The sequence below is a fragment of the Halobellus salinus genome, assembly GCF_014646875.1.
Lineage (GTDB): Archaea > Halobacteriota > Halobacteria > Halobacteriales > Haloferacaceae > Haloquadratum > Haloquadratum salinum.
The window spans coordinates 1-15412 of sequence record NZ_BMOC01000007.1 but is presented as its reverse complement, the minus strand read 5'-3'; the positions used below and the strand labels follow the sequence as shown (position 1 = coordinate 15412).

Genomic DNA, 15412 nt, shown 5'->3' with positions numbered 1-15412 from the left:
CGTTCGACTCGCCGTACCCGACCCACGAAATATTTCAGACCGGCAGCGCGGTCACCGCCTCGGGCAACTGGGTCGCGTCGTCCGGGGCGAACCGGAGCGTGACGTACAGAAGCGAGAACAGCGTCGCGTTGTACGCGCCGTGGATCAGCGCCGGCACCACGATGTTGTCGGTGAGTTCGTACAGGGTCCCGAACACCAGCGTCGGGAGCACCAACACCGAGATGCTGGCGAGTTGGGCCCGTGGCGCACCCGCGAGCGAGAAGAAGTGGATCGACGCGAAGATCAGGCTCGCGAGCACGATCGCGGCGGGGGCCGGCAACGCTTCGCTCAACCGGTTCTGGACCACCCCACGGTAGAGCAGTTCTTCGAAGGGGCCGATCAGGAGGAACGAAGCCGGAATCAAAAGCAAAAAAATCTCGGGGTTTTGCATTCCGGACTCGGCTACCGCGTTCGGGGCGGACTCAGTGTTGGTGACAGCAAGGACGACACCGGCCATAATCAACAGTGCGAGTGACGCGACATAGCCCGCGATCACGTAGGCAACCTCGCGGATCGAGGGCATATTGATCCCGACATAGTCGATATCGCAATCGCGGTACCGGAGGTACGCCAGGGCGACACCTCCGAACCCTACGACCGTTAGGAGCACCAAGGAGAGAATAATCTCCAGAAGCGGCGTGATCTCTACCCCGGCTGCTCCGAGGACAAGGGCACCGACAATCACTAGGAATAGCCCGACGCCGATGCCGCCCGTTGAGAGCAGGATCGCCACGGCGAAGGCTCGGGCCACGGCGCGCGGGGACCGCGGGGCCTCGACACCGTCCGGTCGATCGACTGGAGTCGGATCGGAGGACACACCCACAGTAAGGTGTCGCGGGTCAAAATCCTTCCCTCCGCGGCTGTCTCCTCAGTGCCGCCCTACCGCCACCGCTCCGCGAGTTCGTACCTGGTGACGCCGAGGACCGTGCGGCCGTCGCGGACGGTCCCGTCGAGAACGTCGTCCAGAAGATCGTCGTAGTCAGCCACCCCGACGCGGATGCTCTCGTTGAAGTCGAGGTCGCGGTCGGCGGTCGGCGCACACCCGTGCGCCAGGTAGTAGTGGTGGACGCTGTCCAACAGCCCGTTCGCGGGCTCGACCGCGCACAGATACCGGAGCGACTCGGCCTCGTACCCGGTCTCCTCGGCGAGTTCCCGGCGGGCGACCGCGGCGAGGTCGGCGTCGTCGGCGTCGACGGTCCCGGCCGGCAGCCCGCGGTTGACCCGCCCGACCGACTGCCGCCACTCCTCGATCACGACCACGTCGCCGTCGGGGGTGAAGGGGAGAATCACCACCGCTGGCGGGTCCTCGACCGAATGAAAGTCGGTCTCAGTGCCGTCCGGGAGGACCACGTCGTCACGGCGGACCGAAAATCCCGGACAGGTGTACTCGGTCTCGCTCCCGGTCGTGCGCCACGCCAGCTCGTCGGCCTCGGCGGTGTCGGACCCAGATCCGTCGGGCGCGTCAGTGTCGGCCATACCACCGAATCCGGCCGGACGAACAAAAGTGGTGCTCCGACGGGGCGGTGGCCGTCGCCCCGAACGCGACACGTATTGCCGGCCGGCTACCTCCGGGCACGAACGCGGGCCCGGATGATAGATCCGAGCCCGACGAGAACGGCGACCAGAGACACCAGCGTGACAGCGACGTGGACCTCGGTGAACCAAAACGGGGTTTGGACCGCGGTCTGGACGATCACCAGCAGAAACGACAGCACGGGGACGTCCCTGCCCTCGCCGATCGTGGTCGTGTCGCCGCCCCCGTCGGCGTAGGAGGTCCCACCGACCGTCTCGCCCTCCGGCAGGCGTTCGGCCTCGTAGGGGACCTCGGGGGTGTTGTAGCTCCAGACGGTCTCCCCCGACCGGTTGACCTCCACGACCCGCTTGTTCAGGGAGTCGGTGATCAGGGTGTTGCCGTTCGCCAACCGGTCGGCGTCGCGGGGCCAGTTGAAGTTCACGCCCTCGGCAGCGTAGATCTCCCAGGCGACCGTCCACTCGCCGTCGGCCCCGCGTTCGAGTTCCACGATCCGGTCGTTGTGGCTGTCGGCGACGAGCACGCTGTCGTTCCCCAGCCACTGGGGGTTGTGCTGCTGGCGGAGCAGCGTCGGATCCCCGCGGGTGGACTCGGGGTCGCCCTCGTTGATCACCTCGACGACGCCCTCGCCGCGCGCAACCACCACGAGTTGGTGCGCGTTCCGGACCGACACCAGATATCGGTCTTCGCCGATCACGTCGACGTCGTTGATGTGGAGCCAGTCGGTCCGGGTGGGATCCTCAGGGGCGTCGTACCGCTGGCTAGCGTTCCACTGCCACGTGATCTCGTCGCCGCGGACGGTGAAGATCCGCTCGCGGTCCATGTCCGTGACCAGGAACTCCCCGGAGTCGAGCAGTTCCACGTCGTGGACCTCGCTATTTTTCTCGGACCGGACCGGAAAGGAGTACTCGTGGGTGATCTCCGGGTCCGCACCGGAGTCGGGGTTGGGGTCGATGATCCGGAAGCCGGTGTGGGCACACGGCGACTCGTAGGGGCCGCACTCGTCGTAGCCGCTCTGCATAAACCCCGCCATCACGCTCCCGTTGTCGAGTTTCGTGACGTCGAAGTAGCTGTCCGTGTCGCCCGCGCGCCACGCGATCTCGCGGCCGTCGAGCAGGTAGACCGACCCCCGTTCGTGGAGCCCCGCGCCGCCGCCGTGGGACCCGACGAGCGTCCCGCTTGCGTCGTCGCCGGCGGCACCGACGTCCGGCGCGAGCGCGGCGCCAGCGAGGAGGGCGGTCGCGAAGAGGGCGACGCCGGCGACGACGATGACTGCGCCCGTTCGCTGTCCGGTGCCGTCGTCCGCGTCGCCGGGGGCCGGTGGTCCCATTCCTGGGTGTGGTAAACACGACCGACGAGAAAAGCCGTTCGGTGTCAACGCCGCCCCGTCTCCCGGTCTGCGGGGACGCGCTACGCCTCGGCGGTCCGCTCGGCCTTCAGTTCGAGCCGGTACCCGAACGGGTCGGTGACGTAGACGGCGGGCGCGACGCCCGTCGCGCCGAGGGGGTCGAGCCGCCGGTCAACCTCGACACCCGCGGCCTGTAGGTCCCGCTCGATCCCGTCGATCGTGTCGTCGATCCGGACCGCGACGTGGTCGTAGGCGGTCCGCGCCGGTGGCTCGAACCCCTTGTCGGGTTCGACGTGGATCACCGAACCCGGGGTGAGCCGGACCGAAAAGAACGGCTTGTCGCCCGACTCGTACAGGTCCATCCCGTCGATCCCGAACCCGAGCGCGTCGCGGTAGAACCCGAGCGAAGTGTCGATGCCGTCGGCGGGGATCCGGAGTTTCGCGTGATCGATCTCTGTCGCGTCCATACGGTGTGGTTCCGGCCGCCGGCTCAAAATCCCCGCGGTGGGCGCGGGGACGTCCCGACGTCGACCGCCGTCCGACGAGCGCTCAACCGAAGACATATGCGCCGCGCCGGGGACTCCCGACACAAGCGATGTTCGTGGGCCACGAGTTCCTGGCGTTCGCGCTCGCCGGGTGGGGCGCTCTCGGAGTCGGCCGCGACGACCGGACGGCGCTCAACGCCGGCGTGGTCGCCGCCGTCGCCGCTTTACTCCCTGATTTCGACGTCGGGTACGCCGCCGCCACCTACGCCGTCGCAGTCGCGGGCGGGACGCCGCTCGGGTGGGAGACGTTTTGGGGCGTCGCGAACGCAACCCACCGGGTCGCGACCCATCCGCTCCCGACCGGGGTCGTCGCGACGCTGGTACTCGGCGCGGCTGTCGCGGGTTCGCGGGGACAGAGGAGCGCGCCCGGCGGCCGGTCGCGACCCCGGTCGGAACGGATCGCGAGGGTCGCACTTGCTGGTTCCGCCGTTGTCGGGAGCGCGGTGCTGCTCTGGGGGTTCCGGACCGTCGTCTCCCCGGCGGCCGCGGCCGTCGCCGGCGGATTCCTCGCGTGTGTTGCAGTCGCCGGGTGGCTCCTCGCCACGCGGACGGCCCTGTCGCTGTCGGGGACGATCGCCGCCGCGGGCGTCGGGTTCCTGTCGCATCCGTTCGGCGACACCTTGCTGGCCGCGCCGCCGCCGCTTCTCTCGCCGTTCGGGCCGCCGGTGTGGACCGGACGGGTCTCGCTGGCGGCGGATCCGACTCTCGACATCGTCTCCGTGCTGTTCGCGGAGCTGGCGGCCGTCTGGGCGGGGCTCGTCGTGTTCTCTCGGGTGGCCGGCCACCGCACCGATATCGGTGGCCGGCTTCGGGACGCGCTCGACCGGCGAGCCGGTGTCGGCCTCGCGTACGCCCCCGCTGCGGGGCTTCTCCCCCGACCGACGATCGTCGACGCACACGTGCTGGGCGCCACGATCGTCCCGTTCGCCGCTGTTGTCGGGGTGTGGGTGGGCTACACCTCGTTCCCACGCGGGGTCGCGGTTGCCCACGCCGACGCGGACGCCCGACGGACCGGCGCTGTCTACACCGGCGTGGTCGCCGGCGTGACGGCGCTCACCCTGGCTTCGGTCGCGTACACGGTTGTGTATGCACTGGTCTGATCGGTGCTCGCGCGTCGAGTCCGACCGTTGCCCCGGTGTTTCGACGCCCCGGGTCGCGCGCGACGTCTACTACTCCGGCCCCGGCGGTCCGCCCCACCGCTCCCCCTCTCAGAGACAGTCAGTCCGGATCAAATCGAGACTAATCGGGCTTATTCGATCGGAACCGCGGATCCGAGCGACCGCCGGCGGCCTCCCCGTTCGCTCGGTGGTCCGCCAGCCCCCAGGGCTACCGGCCCGAGAGGAGCCCGCGGACGGACGCCTCGTAGCCGGCCAGCGCGAGTGCCGACAGGAGGCTCAGGAGAACGGTCGCGAACTCGGGGAGGCGCATCCAACTGGGGGTTACCCAGAGGATTCCGTTCACCGCACGCGGCCCGAGGGTCGCCTCAACGCCGGCTTGGAGCCGCTCCGGCGCGGTTTCCGGGCGGACGGTTCGCGACTCCAGATCCGCGGCTGCGGCCGTCACCCCGCCGCCACTCTCGGCGGGCGTCGAGAGCCGTTCGGCGTCGTAAACGTTGATCGGCGTGAATATCGACCACTGAACTCGCCCCCGCGCGTCGACTTCAAGAACACGGTTGTTGTTCGTGTCCGTGATGAGGGTGTGGCCGTTCGGGAGCCGGTCGGCGTCACGAGGCCACTTGAGCTGGTCGTCCTGCCACACCCACGATTCGACCCACTCGCCGTCGCTACGTTGGTACTCGACAATCCGGTCGTTGTTCGAGTCGGCGACGATCATTGCCGGCCCGCCACGATCCGCGGGGATATGATCCGGGTTGTGTTGTTCGTACAGTATCGAGTGGTCGTCGTCCTCGCCGAGCGAGATGGTTTCGTTCACCGACCCGGAGGTTCGGTTGATGAAGACCACGGTGTCGTGGTTGCGGAGGCTCGCAGCCACGTACTGCCCGTTACGAACGATCTCAACGTCGTTTAGGTGTGTCCAGTCACCGTCGAACGCACCGCCGGACCCCGGGGACAGCGCGGTGTAGGCGCTCCACTCCCAATCCGTCGTGCCCGTCGAGACATCAACCATCTCCACCTCGTGTTGTGACATGTCGGCGATCAGGTGGTGTGTTCGGTTGATCCGATCGACGTCGTGCCACTCGACATTCCGGGTTCCGGGCGTGACCTCGGTGTACAACACCCTCCGGTCGCCCGTCGCGACGTCGATTCGCTCGATCCGCTGGACTGTACAGTCCGAACAGTCGAGCCGGTCGGGGTTTTTGACCACCGTCGAGACGACGACCGCGGACGTGTTCGGAACCGGATCGACGTCCCAGTACTCGTCACGTCGCGTGTCACGGTAGTCGATCGTGCCCTCCCCCTCAACCACCACCAACTCCGTTCCGGTGATCGCCGTCAGTCCGGAAACGGAGCCGCCCCCGTCGGTCGAGTAGCGCGACTCGCCCGACACGAGCACCGGATTCGTTGCGGCGGTCACCACCAGCGGGATAACTACCAAACACGTCAGCACGAGCCTGGGCGGCGTCACAACCCGACTTTTGATTCGCGACATTTGGCGGCTTCGTTCGCCGGCGCGGGTGTCACGGGGTCGGCGAGCGGAGTGGGTACGCTCGGCGACCGTGGGCAAGACACACTCGCACGGAGCCCACACGGAGACGTATGCTGTTTCCGACGCATCTGGTCATCGCGGTCGGGGTGCGCGGAGCAGGTTCCCGACGGCTTGGGTGGTTGCCGGCGCCGCGCTACCGGACCTCGTCGACAAACCGCTGGCGATGTTGGGGGTGATCTCCGCGTACCACTCCGTCGCTCACTCGGCGCTCGTTGCGCTCCGGGCTGCCGTCGCGCTCCTTCTGGTGCGCCGGCGTGGTGACCCCTCAGGCGTCGGGCGCGTTGCGGCGGTGGCGCTCGGCGGGGGGAGTCACCTCCTGGCCGACGCCGTCCACATCATCACCAACGGGCGTCCGGAGGACACCGTCTTCCTACTGTGGCCCGTCATCAGCGAGTGGGACTGGATAGACGCCGCACCGGGCACGTTCGCCGTCCAGTACGTCGGGACGCCCTCGTGTTACGTCGAACTCGTCATCTGGGCGGCTGTCGGGGCTCTGCTCGCGCGGGACGGCCTCCCGACTCCGCAAGCGGACTCGTAGTGCCGTGACGCACGCGGGAGACGTGCTCGAATCTTTCGTGCTCCATACGCGTGCTCGTCGCTGTCGCTCCTCACACGCTGCGTCGGGAGAAGTGGGCCGGCGCAGATTCGAACCGAGTCGAGACTCGCTTCGCTCGTCTCGCCGGCCCCCACTCGCTTCGCTCGTGGGGATGCGGTTACGGCCGTCACAAATGAAAGCCGTCACAAATGAAAGCCGTCACAAATGAAAGCCATCACAAATGAAAGCCATCACAAATGAACGCCGTCACAAAACGCAGTGCGGGAGAAGTGGGCCGGCGCAGATTCGAACTGCGGTTACGGCCACCCGAAGGCCGAAGGATACCAAGCTACCCCACCGGCCCGCACCCTAACCGTCGCCGTTCGTTCTTTTAACCCTTCCGAACGGATAGCGGGACGCACCCGACCGATCACGGCTCGAAATACCGATCCGGGTGGCGACGACACCCGGGATTGAATTCGGCCCCACACGCCGGACACGAGTTGTCGTCGGGCTTCGCCCGACTACCTGAGGGACTCCGTCCCTCGCTGTCGCCGTCGAGGTACGTCCGTGCCGACAGCGTCGCCCCACAGGCGCCACACAGGACCGCGGGGTCGTTGAAGCGCGCCCGCGGTCACGGCTCGTGGTCGTGGTCGGCGGTCGCGACGTGACGGGTGTGACACGGAAAGAACGCCCCACAGCATCCGAACCGGAGAGCCACGACGTCTCGTTCCGAGTTCCAGTGCGCACACCGGGGTTCGGGGCGGGCCGCGACGCCGCGGAGTGGGATCCGGAACCGGCTGTCGGTGGCGGGCGCGTGGACCGTTCGGTGCTCGGGGGCGCTCCCGTCGGCGTCCCACGCTGGACTGTCGCCGCGCATCCTCAGTGCGCCGTGTACCCCTCGGTGTCGAGGTAGTTGTGTGCGACGGTGATCGCGTGGTCGGCGTGGAGGACTTCGGGCCCGAGTCGGAGGCGTTCGTCCGCGGTCGACGCGAGCAGCGACGACTCGCTGTCGGTGAAATCCCGATGGTCCGAGAGCACGAACAGCGGGTCTGTCGGCGGGTCGACGGCGGCGGCCGGATCGCCGTCCTCGTGGAGTGTCACGACGGTCGCATCGGCTGCGAGCCCCTCGAGCGTCGCCGCGAGGCCCATCCGGCGGATTGTGACTCCTGGCGTGCTCTCGGCAGGCACGTGTCCGATCGCGTCCTTCCGGTGTTCCAGGGCGGTCCGGATCAGCGCGGCGGTGCTCCGCTCGTCGGGGTTGAGCCGCCTGATCGTCGCCCCGTCGAATCGGACGGTGAACTCGTCGCCGAGCACCAGGTGGACCCGGACCGCCTCCCGGATCGAGTGCGAGAGGAACAACGCGCTCGTGACGCACCGACAGAGGACGTCGAGGCGTCCGGCGCCCCCCGCCAGGTCGTCGAGCGAGAACTCCGGTGTGGTCGGGGCGTCGTGGCTGACGACCAGGAACTGTCGCATACCCGGAGTCCGGACTCAACGGGCAAGAATCGTCCGTTCGCGGACGAAAAACGCGGTGGCTGCGTCAGACGACCGGTTCAGGCGTCGGTCGAGTGGGTTCCGACGGGCCACCGGGACCGCTGGACCCCTCCGACGGCGGCGCGGGCGCGTTCTCGGTCTTCTCGCCGCTCACGAGGAAGTCCGCGAGGTTGCCGATGAACACGTTGTTGTCGGCGACGTAGGCGGTTTCGGGCGTCAGGAAGTCGGTGTCGCCCACCATCGATACATTGCCGGACTGCACCGCGACCCCGTACGTGTCGGCGCGGCGGGTGGTCGACAGTCGGGTCTGCTCGCCGGCCCGCAGCGCGGTCTGTCCGTCGGCGACCGAGACCGCGGCGGCGTCACGAACCACGACCCGGTCGACGCCCGCCGAGAGCGGGCCATCACCCGGCGCGGCGTAGACGCTCTTGAACGTCTGCTGGTAGTCGTTCATGTTGAACAGGTAACCGGACTGCGCAGAGATCCCGAACTCGGAGTTGAGCGCGGGGTCGTCGTTCGACTGCTGTTGCAACCCGAAGCCGAAGATCCCGAACCGTTGGATCGACGCGGGGTCCGACAGCATCACGACGCGCCCGCCGGCGTCGGCGAACGCCTGCACGCCGGCGAGCTGGCCGGAGGTGTACGGCTGATTCGGGTTCGCGATCAGGAACGCATCGGCGCTACGGAGCGACTCGTTCCACGCCGGCCCGCGGGCCTGCTCCTGGGTGACGTACTCCACCTCGTGGCCGTTCTCGACCAACGTGTTTGTCAGCGTCGAGAGCTTCTTGTCGGAGACCTGGTTTGCGTGCGCCTGATCGATCAGCACCGTCTTCGATTCGGCGTCGCTGTCCATCGTGATTGTCCCCTCCGCTTCCGCCTCGGAGACGGTCACGGCGTCGATGTCGGTCTGTCTGTCCGCCAGGTTGGTCACATCGGTGGACTCCCCACCGGAAACGAACGGGACGGCCGCGGCGCCGCCGACGATCACCGCGACGAGCACCACGAACGCGACCACGGGCGCGACGAAGTCACGCGCTGGCATTGCGAGTCACCTCCGAGTCGTCGGTCGAAAGTTCCGGGTCGTGATCGGGTATCTCGTCCACCAAGAGCGGTTGTGTGACCGGGACAGGAGTGTCAATACCCGGTCCCTGCTTGTAAACCATTGTTTTGTTGTTGTTTTCTGCGGTCAACAGGAAGAAGCCCCCGCGGAACGGCGGTTCCTGCCTCGCGACGTCGTAGTTCTCGATACCGGCCATCTCGGCCGCGCGGTCGATCGCGGTCGGGAGCGCGCCGACGCCGTCGGCGTAGCCGTTGCTCGCGGCCTCCGGGCCGAGGTAGGTCTTCGCGTAGGCGACCTCCTCGCGGGAAACCGACAGCTCCTCGCCGCGGTGCTCAACCACACGGCCGACGAACTGCCGCTTCAGCGACTCGATCGCCCGCCGGCGGTCCTCGGCGGTCGGCTGTGCCTTGTCCGGGCCGGTCCGGATGATCGAGTCCGGGACGGGGGTGCTCCCGCCGGGGCCGATCACGCCGACGCTGCCCACCTCCGAGGAGGACAGCACGTAGATCTCGTCGGCCGGGAGCATCCCGTAGTAGGCGCCCGAAGCCCCGATACCCTGCACCGACGCGACGACCGGCATCTGTTCGGACGTGCGCAACACCTCGAGATAGAGCCGTTCGCTGGGGGCGACGAGCCCGCCGCCACTGTCGACTTTCAGTACCACTGCGCGGATCGATTCGTTCGTCCGGGCTTCACGGAGGTCCTCGGAGACGCCGTCGACCGTCGAACCGGTGATGATGCCGGATACGGTGATGACCGACACCGTTCCCTCCGACTGCGCGGACTGCGCGGCGTCGTAGGCAACGGGGGCGAGTATCGCACTCACCAGGACGGCCGCAACAACGGCGACAACGAATATCGTCCTCGCCGACGCTTCTGATGTGTCTTTGTTCATGCTGCACGTCGACGCTGTCGTGGGATTCGTAAAGTGATTCCTTAGACGAAAACACACATTTGAGTCACTCGGACAGTCCGTACCCGCGGCGGAACAGCGAGATGTCGATCGCGACGACCAGGACCGTCAGCCCGCTGAGCACCGCCAGCGACGCGTTGGGGTCAACCTCGCTGACGCCGAGGAACCCGAACCGGACCCCGTTGACCATGTAAATCATCGGGTTCAGAAGCGACACCTGCTGGACCGTTGCCGGCAGCTCGTTCAGCGAGTAGAAAACACCGCCGAAGAACACCAGCGGCCGGAGAATGAACTGGTTCAACATCGTGAGGTCGTCGAAATCGTCGGCCCACAGCCCACCGGCGACGCCCAGCGCCGCGAACAGCAGCGTGATCACGATCCCAAACGCCATCAGGTAGAGCGGCCGAACGACGCCGACAGCGGTGAAGAACGCGCCGATGAGCGCGATCAGGACGCCGACGATGAGCCCCCTGAGTGCGGCGGCGAGGACGTACGCCCCGACCATCGTCCGGTAGGACAGCGGCGAGGTCAGCACCTCCTCGATATACCGGTTCCACCGGCCGTGGAAGATGGTAAACGAAGTGTTCTCGAACGCGTTGGAGATGGCACCCAGCACGACCAACCCGGGAAGGATGAACAGGATGTACGGGACGCCCGCGATCTCGTTAATCCGTTCACCGAGGATCACGCCGAACACCGAGAAGTAGAGCACGTTCGTGATGAACGGCGGAACGAAGGTGTTCCGCGGCCGGCGAACGAACCGGAGCACCTCTCGTCTGAACAGCGCGTAGAACCCCGTGGTGTCGGAGCCGGCGGGTGAAGCGCTTTTATCCGCCGTTTCGGAGCTCATTGTGAGGCCACCTCCGGGGTAGCGCGCCCCTCGCCGGCCCGCGTCATCTCTACGAAAACCTCCTCGAGTGAGGTCCGTTGGATCTCCAAATCGACGATTTCGTGGCCGGTGTCGTCGAGCCGCCGGACGACCTCGGGGGCGACTAGCCCGCCCTGACGCGCGGTGACGACGAGTCGTGCCCCGTTGAGGTCGACCGACTCGACACGGTCGTCGAGCGCCGCGAAGTCCGGGACCGCGGTCGGCTCGGTCCGGAGTTCGACAACGACGTCGTCCGTGCCGCGGCGCATCAGCTCTTCGGGGCTGGCGACGTCGAGTACACGGCCCGAATCCAGGATCGCGACCTCGTCGCAGAGCCGCTCGGCCTCCTCGATGTAGTGGGTCGTGAGGAGGACGGTCGTCCCCTGCTGGTTCAGATCGACGATGGTCTCCCACAACTCGTGACGAAGCTGGACGTCGACACCGGCTGTGGGTTCGTCGAGGATGAGCAGGTCGGGATCGGTGATTAGCGCCCGCGCGAGCACGAACCGGCGTTTCATCCCGCCGGAGAGCCAGTCGAAGCGAGTGTCGCGCTTGTCGTAGATCCCGACGCGTTTCAGCACCTCGTCGGCTCGGTCACGGGCGCGATCCGTCGGGATCCCGTGGTAGCCAGCTTTGTGTTCGAGCACCTCGCGGATCGGAAAGAACCGATCCACGTTGAACTCCTGGGGGGCCAGTCCGATCCGGTCGCGGGCCTCGCGGTAGTCGGTCTCGACGTCGTGGCCGAACACGCGGGCCTCGCCGCCGGTCTTACGGACCAACCCGACCAGGATTCCGATCAGTGTGGTCTTACCCGCACCGTTGGGGCCGAGCAAGCCGAAAAACGAGCCGCTCGGAACTGTCAGGTCGACCCCGCCGAGCGCCTGTACATCCCCGTAGGACTTCTGTAGACCGCGAAGTTCGAGGGCAGCATCCATTACAGGATTGGAGGATCCGGCCGGACCTAAGCCCGTCGAAGCCGGATCCGGTGTGAGAGAACCACCCGGCTGTGGGTCCGTCGCACCCGAACGACGCAAGCATCGGGGGCCGAAGAGGGAGGACGGTTCGGTTGTCCCGGCGAAAGGTCAATGCCTCTCGACAACGAGATCCGGTCGTGCCGCCGACTGACTCGGCCGACCGCGAGACGGTCGACAGCAGCGCGACGAGGGCCGAAGTCGACGCGCTCGACGAGGTCGTCGCCCCGGGTTCCGACGGTCACGACTTTCCCGAGCGGGTGGCCAGGCTGCGCCGGGTGAGTCGCATCCTCGACAGCGCGGTCACTATTCCACGGACGAACATCAGGGTCGGACTCGACCCGATTGTCGGCGTGCTCCCAGGGGTCGGTGACGTCGTCCCGACGGCCGCGTCGGCGTATATCGTCGCCGAGGCCGCGGCGCTCGGCGTCCCCCGAGCGACGCTGCTCCGGATGTGTCTGAACCTCCTCGCGGACGCCGTCTTCGGGTCAATTCCGCTTGTCGGCGACGCGTTCGACGTCGTCTGGCGCGCGAACGACCGAAACGTCCGGCTGTTGGAGGCACGGCTGGCAGACCCACGCGGGAAGCGACGCGACAGCGTGGCGGTGGCGGTGTTGGGGCTCGCGGTCTTCCTGTCGGTGTTGGGTGTCGGCGTCGCCGGCGTGGTTGCAGCGTGGTGGGTGCTGGGCGTCGCCGGCGTCGTGTAGGAGTCGGGGACGGCAACCTGCGTGGCGAACAGTCGGCACACTCGCTCCCCGCGCCGACGTGCCGAGCAATCGCTGCCCGGCGCGGGGTGACGGTCAGGTCACACCTGGGGTGGCCGCGGTTCCGCATATAAATTTGCGCGTCGGAGCCTCCCGGTCGGCCTCGGGCGCACTGGCCGGGGACCGTGGGCGACATCGTAGCGGGGACTACCAGTGCGAACGGCGTACTCGACTCCAACCCCGACTGTTCACGGCCGCGGCGGCGCCCCGTCGTAGGCGTCGAGGTCGGCGTAGAAGTTCAGCATCGAGAACTTCAGCTTCTCCGGGGCGACGTCGACGAGTTCCGCCCGCTCCTCGCGCGGGAAGCTCTCGCGGACGCCGTACTTCCCCATCTCGACGCTCTCCTGGGTGTACCGCCGGTCGACCAACAGCCGGACGCCGTAGTCCTCCGGCGACCGGATCACGCGACCGAGCGCCTGTCTGGTCTTTCGGATGGTGGGGATCTCCACGGCGTACCGCCACCCCGCCTTCTCCCGGTCGTCGTACACCCGGTCGTAGGCGTCCTGGATCGCCTCCAGCCGCTCGGAGAGCCGTGGGTAGGGAACGCCGACGACCGCGACCGTCCGGGCGTCGTCGTCGTCGAAACTCACGCCCTCCGCGAGCGTGCCCCACAGCGAGGTACAGAGCGCCGTGTTGTCGCTGTTGACAAACGACTGCCGGAGGGACTCGGTGTCCTCGTCCGATCCGTCGCAGAGGAGGGTTGCCTCGACGTCCGATCGGCCCCGAAGCCGGTCGTGGTAGCGCTCGGCCTCCGCGTACGACGGAAAAAAGAGCAGGCAGTTCCCGGGCGTGAACCGGACGGCGTCGGCAAGGACGTCCGTGATGGCCGTCTGTGTGTCGGGGTCGTCCCGGTCGGAACTGAAGAGCGCAGGCGCCTCAACCGCGAGGGTCCGCCGGCGCTCTTCGGGATACTCCAGGCCGTAGGCCATCGTCACCGGATCGGAGACTCCGAGGACGTCTTCGACCACGTCGAACGGGCGGAGCGTCGCCGACATGAGGATGGTGGTGTCGACCTCATCGAACAGGCCCTCGGTCACGTCCCGCGGGATGCAGGTGTACAGCTCCGCGCGGCCGTAGATCTCCTCGCTTCCGGCGTCGCGTCGCACCGCACACATCGGATGCTGACCCAGTTCCCCGCCCTCGGCCATCCACGACGCCACGAACTCCGCGGCCTGGAGGGTCTGACACTCCGCACGCGTTGTCGCCGACCCGTTCCGGTAAGCGTCCTCGTACTCCCGGTCCAGCGCCGTTCCGAGCTGGAGCGCGAGGTCGATCTCCGCGTCGATCCCCCGGCCCTCGTAGCGAGCCAGGAACGCCATCGTCAGATCGTCCCGTCGATCCTGGTTCGCGATCGAGAGGTCGTACCACTCCTCGTCGACCTGTTCGTGCTCGCCGAACCCGAGCGCGTCGTCGTAGGTCTCCCGGAGCGCCCCCAGAAACGCCGAGAGCACGTTCTCAGCGGGATCGACCCGGGAGTCGTCGGCGTCCTCGAGCTCCCGGAGCGCGGACTCGAGGGTGGTCTCGGTCAAGGTCCGGGTGGCGTGGTCGCGGGCGACCGACTCGATGTTGTGCGCCTCGTCGAAGACCGTCACCACCTCGTCGGGGTCGCGGCCGAGCCACCGGAAGAACTGTTTGCGGATCATCGGATCCAGCAGGTGGTGGTAGTTGCAGACAACCAGATCCACCGCCTCCATCCCTTCTTTCAGCAGCTCGTACCCACAGAGATGCCGTTCGTCGGCGTAGGCGTAGATGTCCTCGGGGGTTCGGATGTCCTCGAAGAGCCACTCGAAGAACGCGTCGGTGTCCTCGACGAGGTTGTTGTAGTAGTGTTCGCAGACGTTACCCTCCCGCAGCTCTTCGAGTTCGGTCTCCAGGTCGTCGAGTTCGTCGGTCACCGCCGTGCGGGCCTCGCCGGCGCCGTCCTGGCCCTCCCGCATCCGGTCAAGCAAAGCGTCTGCCTGCCGACTGAGTTCGTCGTGGTCCTGTTCGGTCTCCACGAGGTCACGGGTGGTGTCTCGGAGGGTCTGACATTCCTGGTAGTTGACGTCGATGTGGCACATCGACGACTTCCCTTTGAATACGACCGCCCTGAGGGGTTCCTCGTCGGTGATCGCGCGGGCGTCTTGGATGAACTGCCGCATCTGCTGGTGGACGTTGGTGGTGATGATCACGGTCTTGTCGGTCCGGCGGGCGTACTCCAGGGCGGGCACGAGCGCCGAGAGGGTCTTGCCCGTCCCCGGCGCGCCCTCCAGGAGCACGTCGCGCTGGTCATCGAGCGCCTCGGCGATCCCCGACATCGCGGAGCGCTGGTTGGGGTAAGGCTCCTCGTACGGGAAGAACCGATCGTAGTCGGCCGTCGTCGACACGCGTGAGCTTCGGCCCTCCTGCGATTAAAACCCTCTGACGGGTCCGGTGGTCGCCTGTAGTTACGCGTCGTACTTCGTCGGGTTCCAACTATCTTTTTTCAAGGCGAGAATCCCGCCCTTTAGGGCGGGCGTGAAGCCGACAACTCCTACACGAACCACCATCGGTTGCAGGCCGAATACCCCACGACTACGAACCTTTATCAGAATTGGGTGTATAGAAGTCGGTACGGCCAAATGAAGTACAACCTCGAAACCGGGTCGCACACGGTCTATGCGCTCCAATATCACTTCGTGACCGTCACGAAGTG

At 67.1% G+C, this 15412-nt stretch carries 14 protein-coding genes, 1 tRNA gene and 2 pseudogenes; 4 read left to right on the top strand and 13 right to left on the bottom strand.

What is annotated here, in order from left to right; all coding sequences use genetic code 11:
* Window positions 1-34: 34 nt before the first annotated feature.
* The 4 genes from IEX72_RS06925 to IEX72_RS06910 form a co-directional block, all read right to left on the bottom strand.
* Window positions 35-856, bottom strand: coding sequence for a CPBP family intramembrane glutamic endopeptidase (locus IEX72_RS06925; protein ID WP_394354598.1), 822 nt, complete (start codon window positions 854-856; stop codon window positions 35-37).
* A gap of 62 nt (window positions 857-918) precedes the next feature.
* Window positions 919-1515: an NUDIX hydrolase gene (locus tag IEX72_RS06920; RefSeq protein WP_188786650.1), complete on the bottom strand. Its 597-nt coding sequence runs from the start codon at window positions 1513-1515 to the stop codon at window positions 919-921.
* Between the two features lie 86 nt (window positions 1516-1601).
* The gene (locus tag IEX72_RS06915) at window positions 1602-2900 is read right to left on the bottom strand and encodes an NHL repeat-containing protein (RefSeq protein WP_188786649.1); all 1299 of its coding nucleotides are present in this window, start codon (window positions 2898-2900) and stop codon (window positions 1602-1604) included.
* A gap of 80 nt (window positions 2901-2980) precedes the next feature.
* Window positions 2981-3385: a VOC family protein gene (locus IEX72_RS06910; RefSeq protein ID WP_188786648.1), complete on the bottom strand. Its 405-nt coding sequence runs from the start codon at window positions 3383-3385 to the stop codon at window positions 2981-2983.
* A gap of 128 nt (window positions 3386-3513) precedes the next feature.
* Here IEX72_RS06910 and IEX72_RS06905 point away from each other — a divergent pair, with 128 nt between their 5' ends.
* Window positions 3514-4563, top strand: coding sequence for a metal-dependent hydrolase (locus IEX72_RS06905; RefSeq protein ID WP_188786647.1), 1050 nt, complete (start codon window positions 3514-3516; stop codon window positions 4561-4563).
* Between the two features lie 226 nt (window positions 4564-4789).
* Here the strand turns inward: IEX72_RS06905 and IEX72_RS06900 are convergent, their stop codons facing one another.
* The gene (locus tag IEX72_RS06900) at window positions 4790-6019 is read right to left on the bottom strand and encodes an aryl-sulfate sulfotransferase (protein WP_188786646.1); all 1230 of its coding nucleotides are present in this window, start codon (window positions 6017-6019) and stop codon (window positions 4790-4792) included.
* A 226-nt stretch (window positions 6020-6245) separates the two neighbouring features.
* Between IEX72_RS06900 and IEX72_RS06895 the strand changes: the two genes are divergently transcribed.
* Window positions 6246-6668, top strand: a complete 423-nt coding sequence (locus tag IEX72_RS06895; protein ID WP_229663765.1) for a hydrolase — start codon at window positions 6246-6248, stop codon at window positions 6666-6668.
* 288 nt (window positions 6669-6956) lie between these two features.
* On the opposite strand, the gene IEX72_RS06890 is transcribed toward IEX72_RS06895, so the two are convergent.
* The 7 genes and pseudogenes from IEX72_RS06890 to IEX72_RS06860 all read right to left on the bottom strand — a co-directional run bounded on the left by IEX72_RS06890 (window position 6957) and on the right by IEX72_RS06860 (window position 11938).
* Window positions 6957-7029, bottom strand: a tRNA-Pro gene (locus IEX72_RS06890).
* Between the two features lie 66 nt (window positions 7030-7095).
* Window positions 7096-7545 (bottom strand): annotated as a pseudogene (locus IEX72_RS06885) (CHY zinc finger protein).
* Window positions 7546-7547: 2 nt separating this feature from the next.
* Entirely contained in the window at window positions 7548-8144 is a 597-nt protein-coding gene (gene trmY, locus IEX72_RS06880; protein ID WP_188786645.1) for a tRNA (pseudouridine(54)-N(1))-methyltransferase TrmY, read from the bottom strand.
* Between the two features lie 64 nt (window positions 8145-8208).
* The gene (locus tag IEX72_RS06875) at window positions 8209-9204 is read right to left on the bottom strand and encodes a hypothetical protein (RefSeq protein WP_188786644.1); all 996 of its coding nucleotides are present in this window, start codon (window positions 9202-9204) and stop codon (window positions 8209-8211) included.
* A complete protein-coding gene (locus IEX72_RS06870) occupies window positions 9191-10117 on the bottom strand; it encodes a S49 family peptidase (RefSeq protein WP_188786643.1) in 927 nt (308 codons plus the stop codon). Before IEX72_RS06870 ends, IEX72_RS06875 begins: the two co-directional genes overlap by 14 nt.
* A gap of 64 nt (window positions 10118-10181) precedes the next feature.
* Window positions 10182-10985 (bottom strand): ABC transporter permease, encoded by an 804-nt coding sequence (locus tag IEX72_RS06865; RefSeq protein ID WP_188786642.1) that lies wholly within the window; start codon window positions 10983-10985, stop codon window positions 10182-10184.
* Window positions 10982-11938, bottom strand: coding sequence for an ABC transporter ATP-binding protein (locus IEX72_RS06860; protein WP_188786641.1), 957 nt, complete (start codon window positions 11936-11938; stop codon window positions 10982-10984). The genes IEX72_RS06865 and IEX72_RS06860 overlap by 4 nt, the downstream gene beginning before the upstream one ends.
* Before the next feature lie 176 nt (window positions 11939-12114).
* Here IEX72_RS06860 and IEX72_RS06855 point away from each other — a divergent pair, with 176 nt between their 5' ends.
* Window positions 12115-12681 (top strand): DUF4112 domain-containing protein, encoded by a 567-nt coding sequence (locus tag IEX72_RS06855; protein ID WP_188786640.1) that lies wholly within the window; start codon window positions 12115-12117, stop codon window positions 12679-12681.
* Window positions 12682-12926: 245 nt separating this feature from the next.
* On the opposite strand, the gene IEX72_RS06850 is transcribed toward IEX72_RS06855, so the two are convergent.
* Window positions 12927-15104 carry an ATP-dependent DNA helicase gene (locus IEX72_RS06850; RefSeq protein WP_326838262.1) on the bottom strand — a complete coding sequence of 726 codons (2178 nt, stop codon included), beginning with the start codon at window positions 15102-15104 and terminating at the stop codon, window positions 12927-12929.
* A gap of 234 nt (window positions 15105-15338) precedes the next feature.
* On the opposite strand from IEX72_RS06850, the pseudogene IEX72_RS06845 reads away from it, so the two are divergent.
* A pseudogene (locus IEX72_RS06845) lies at window positions 15339-15412 on the top strand (IS200/IS605 family transposase); the annotation flags it as partial.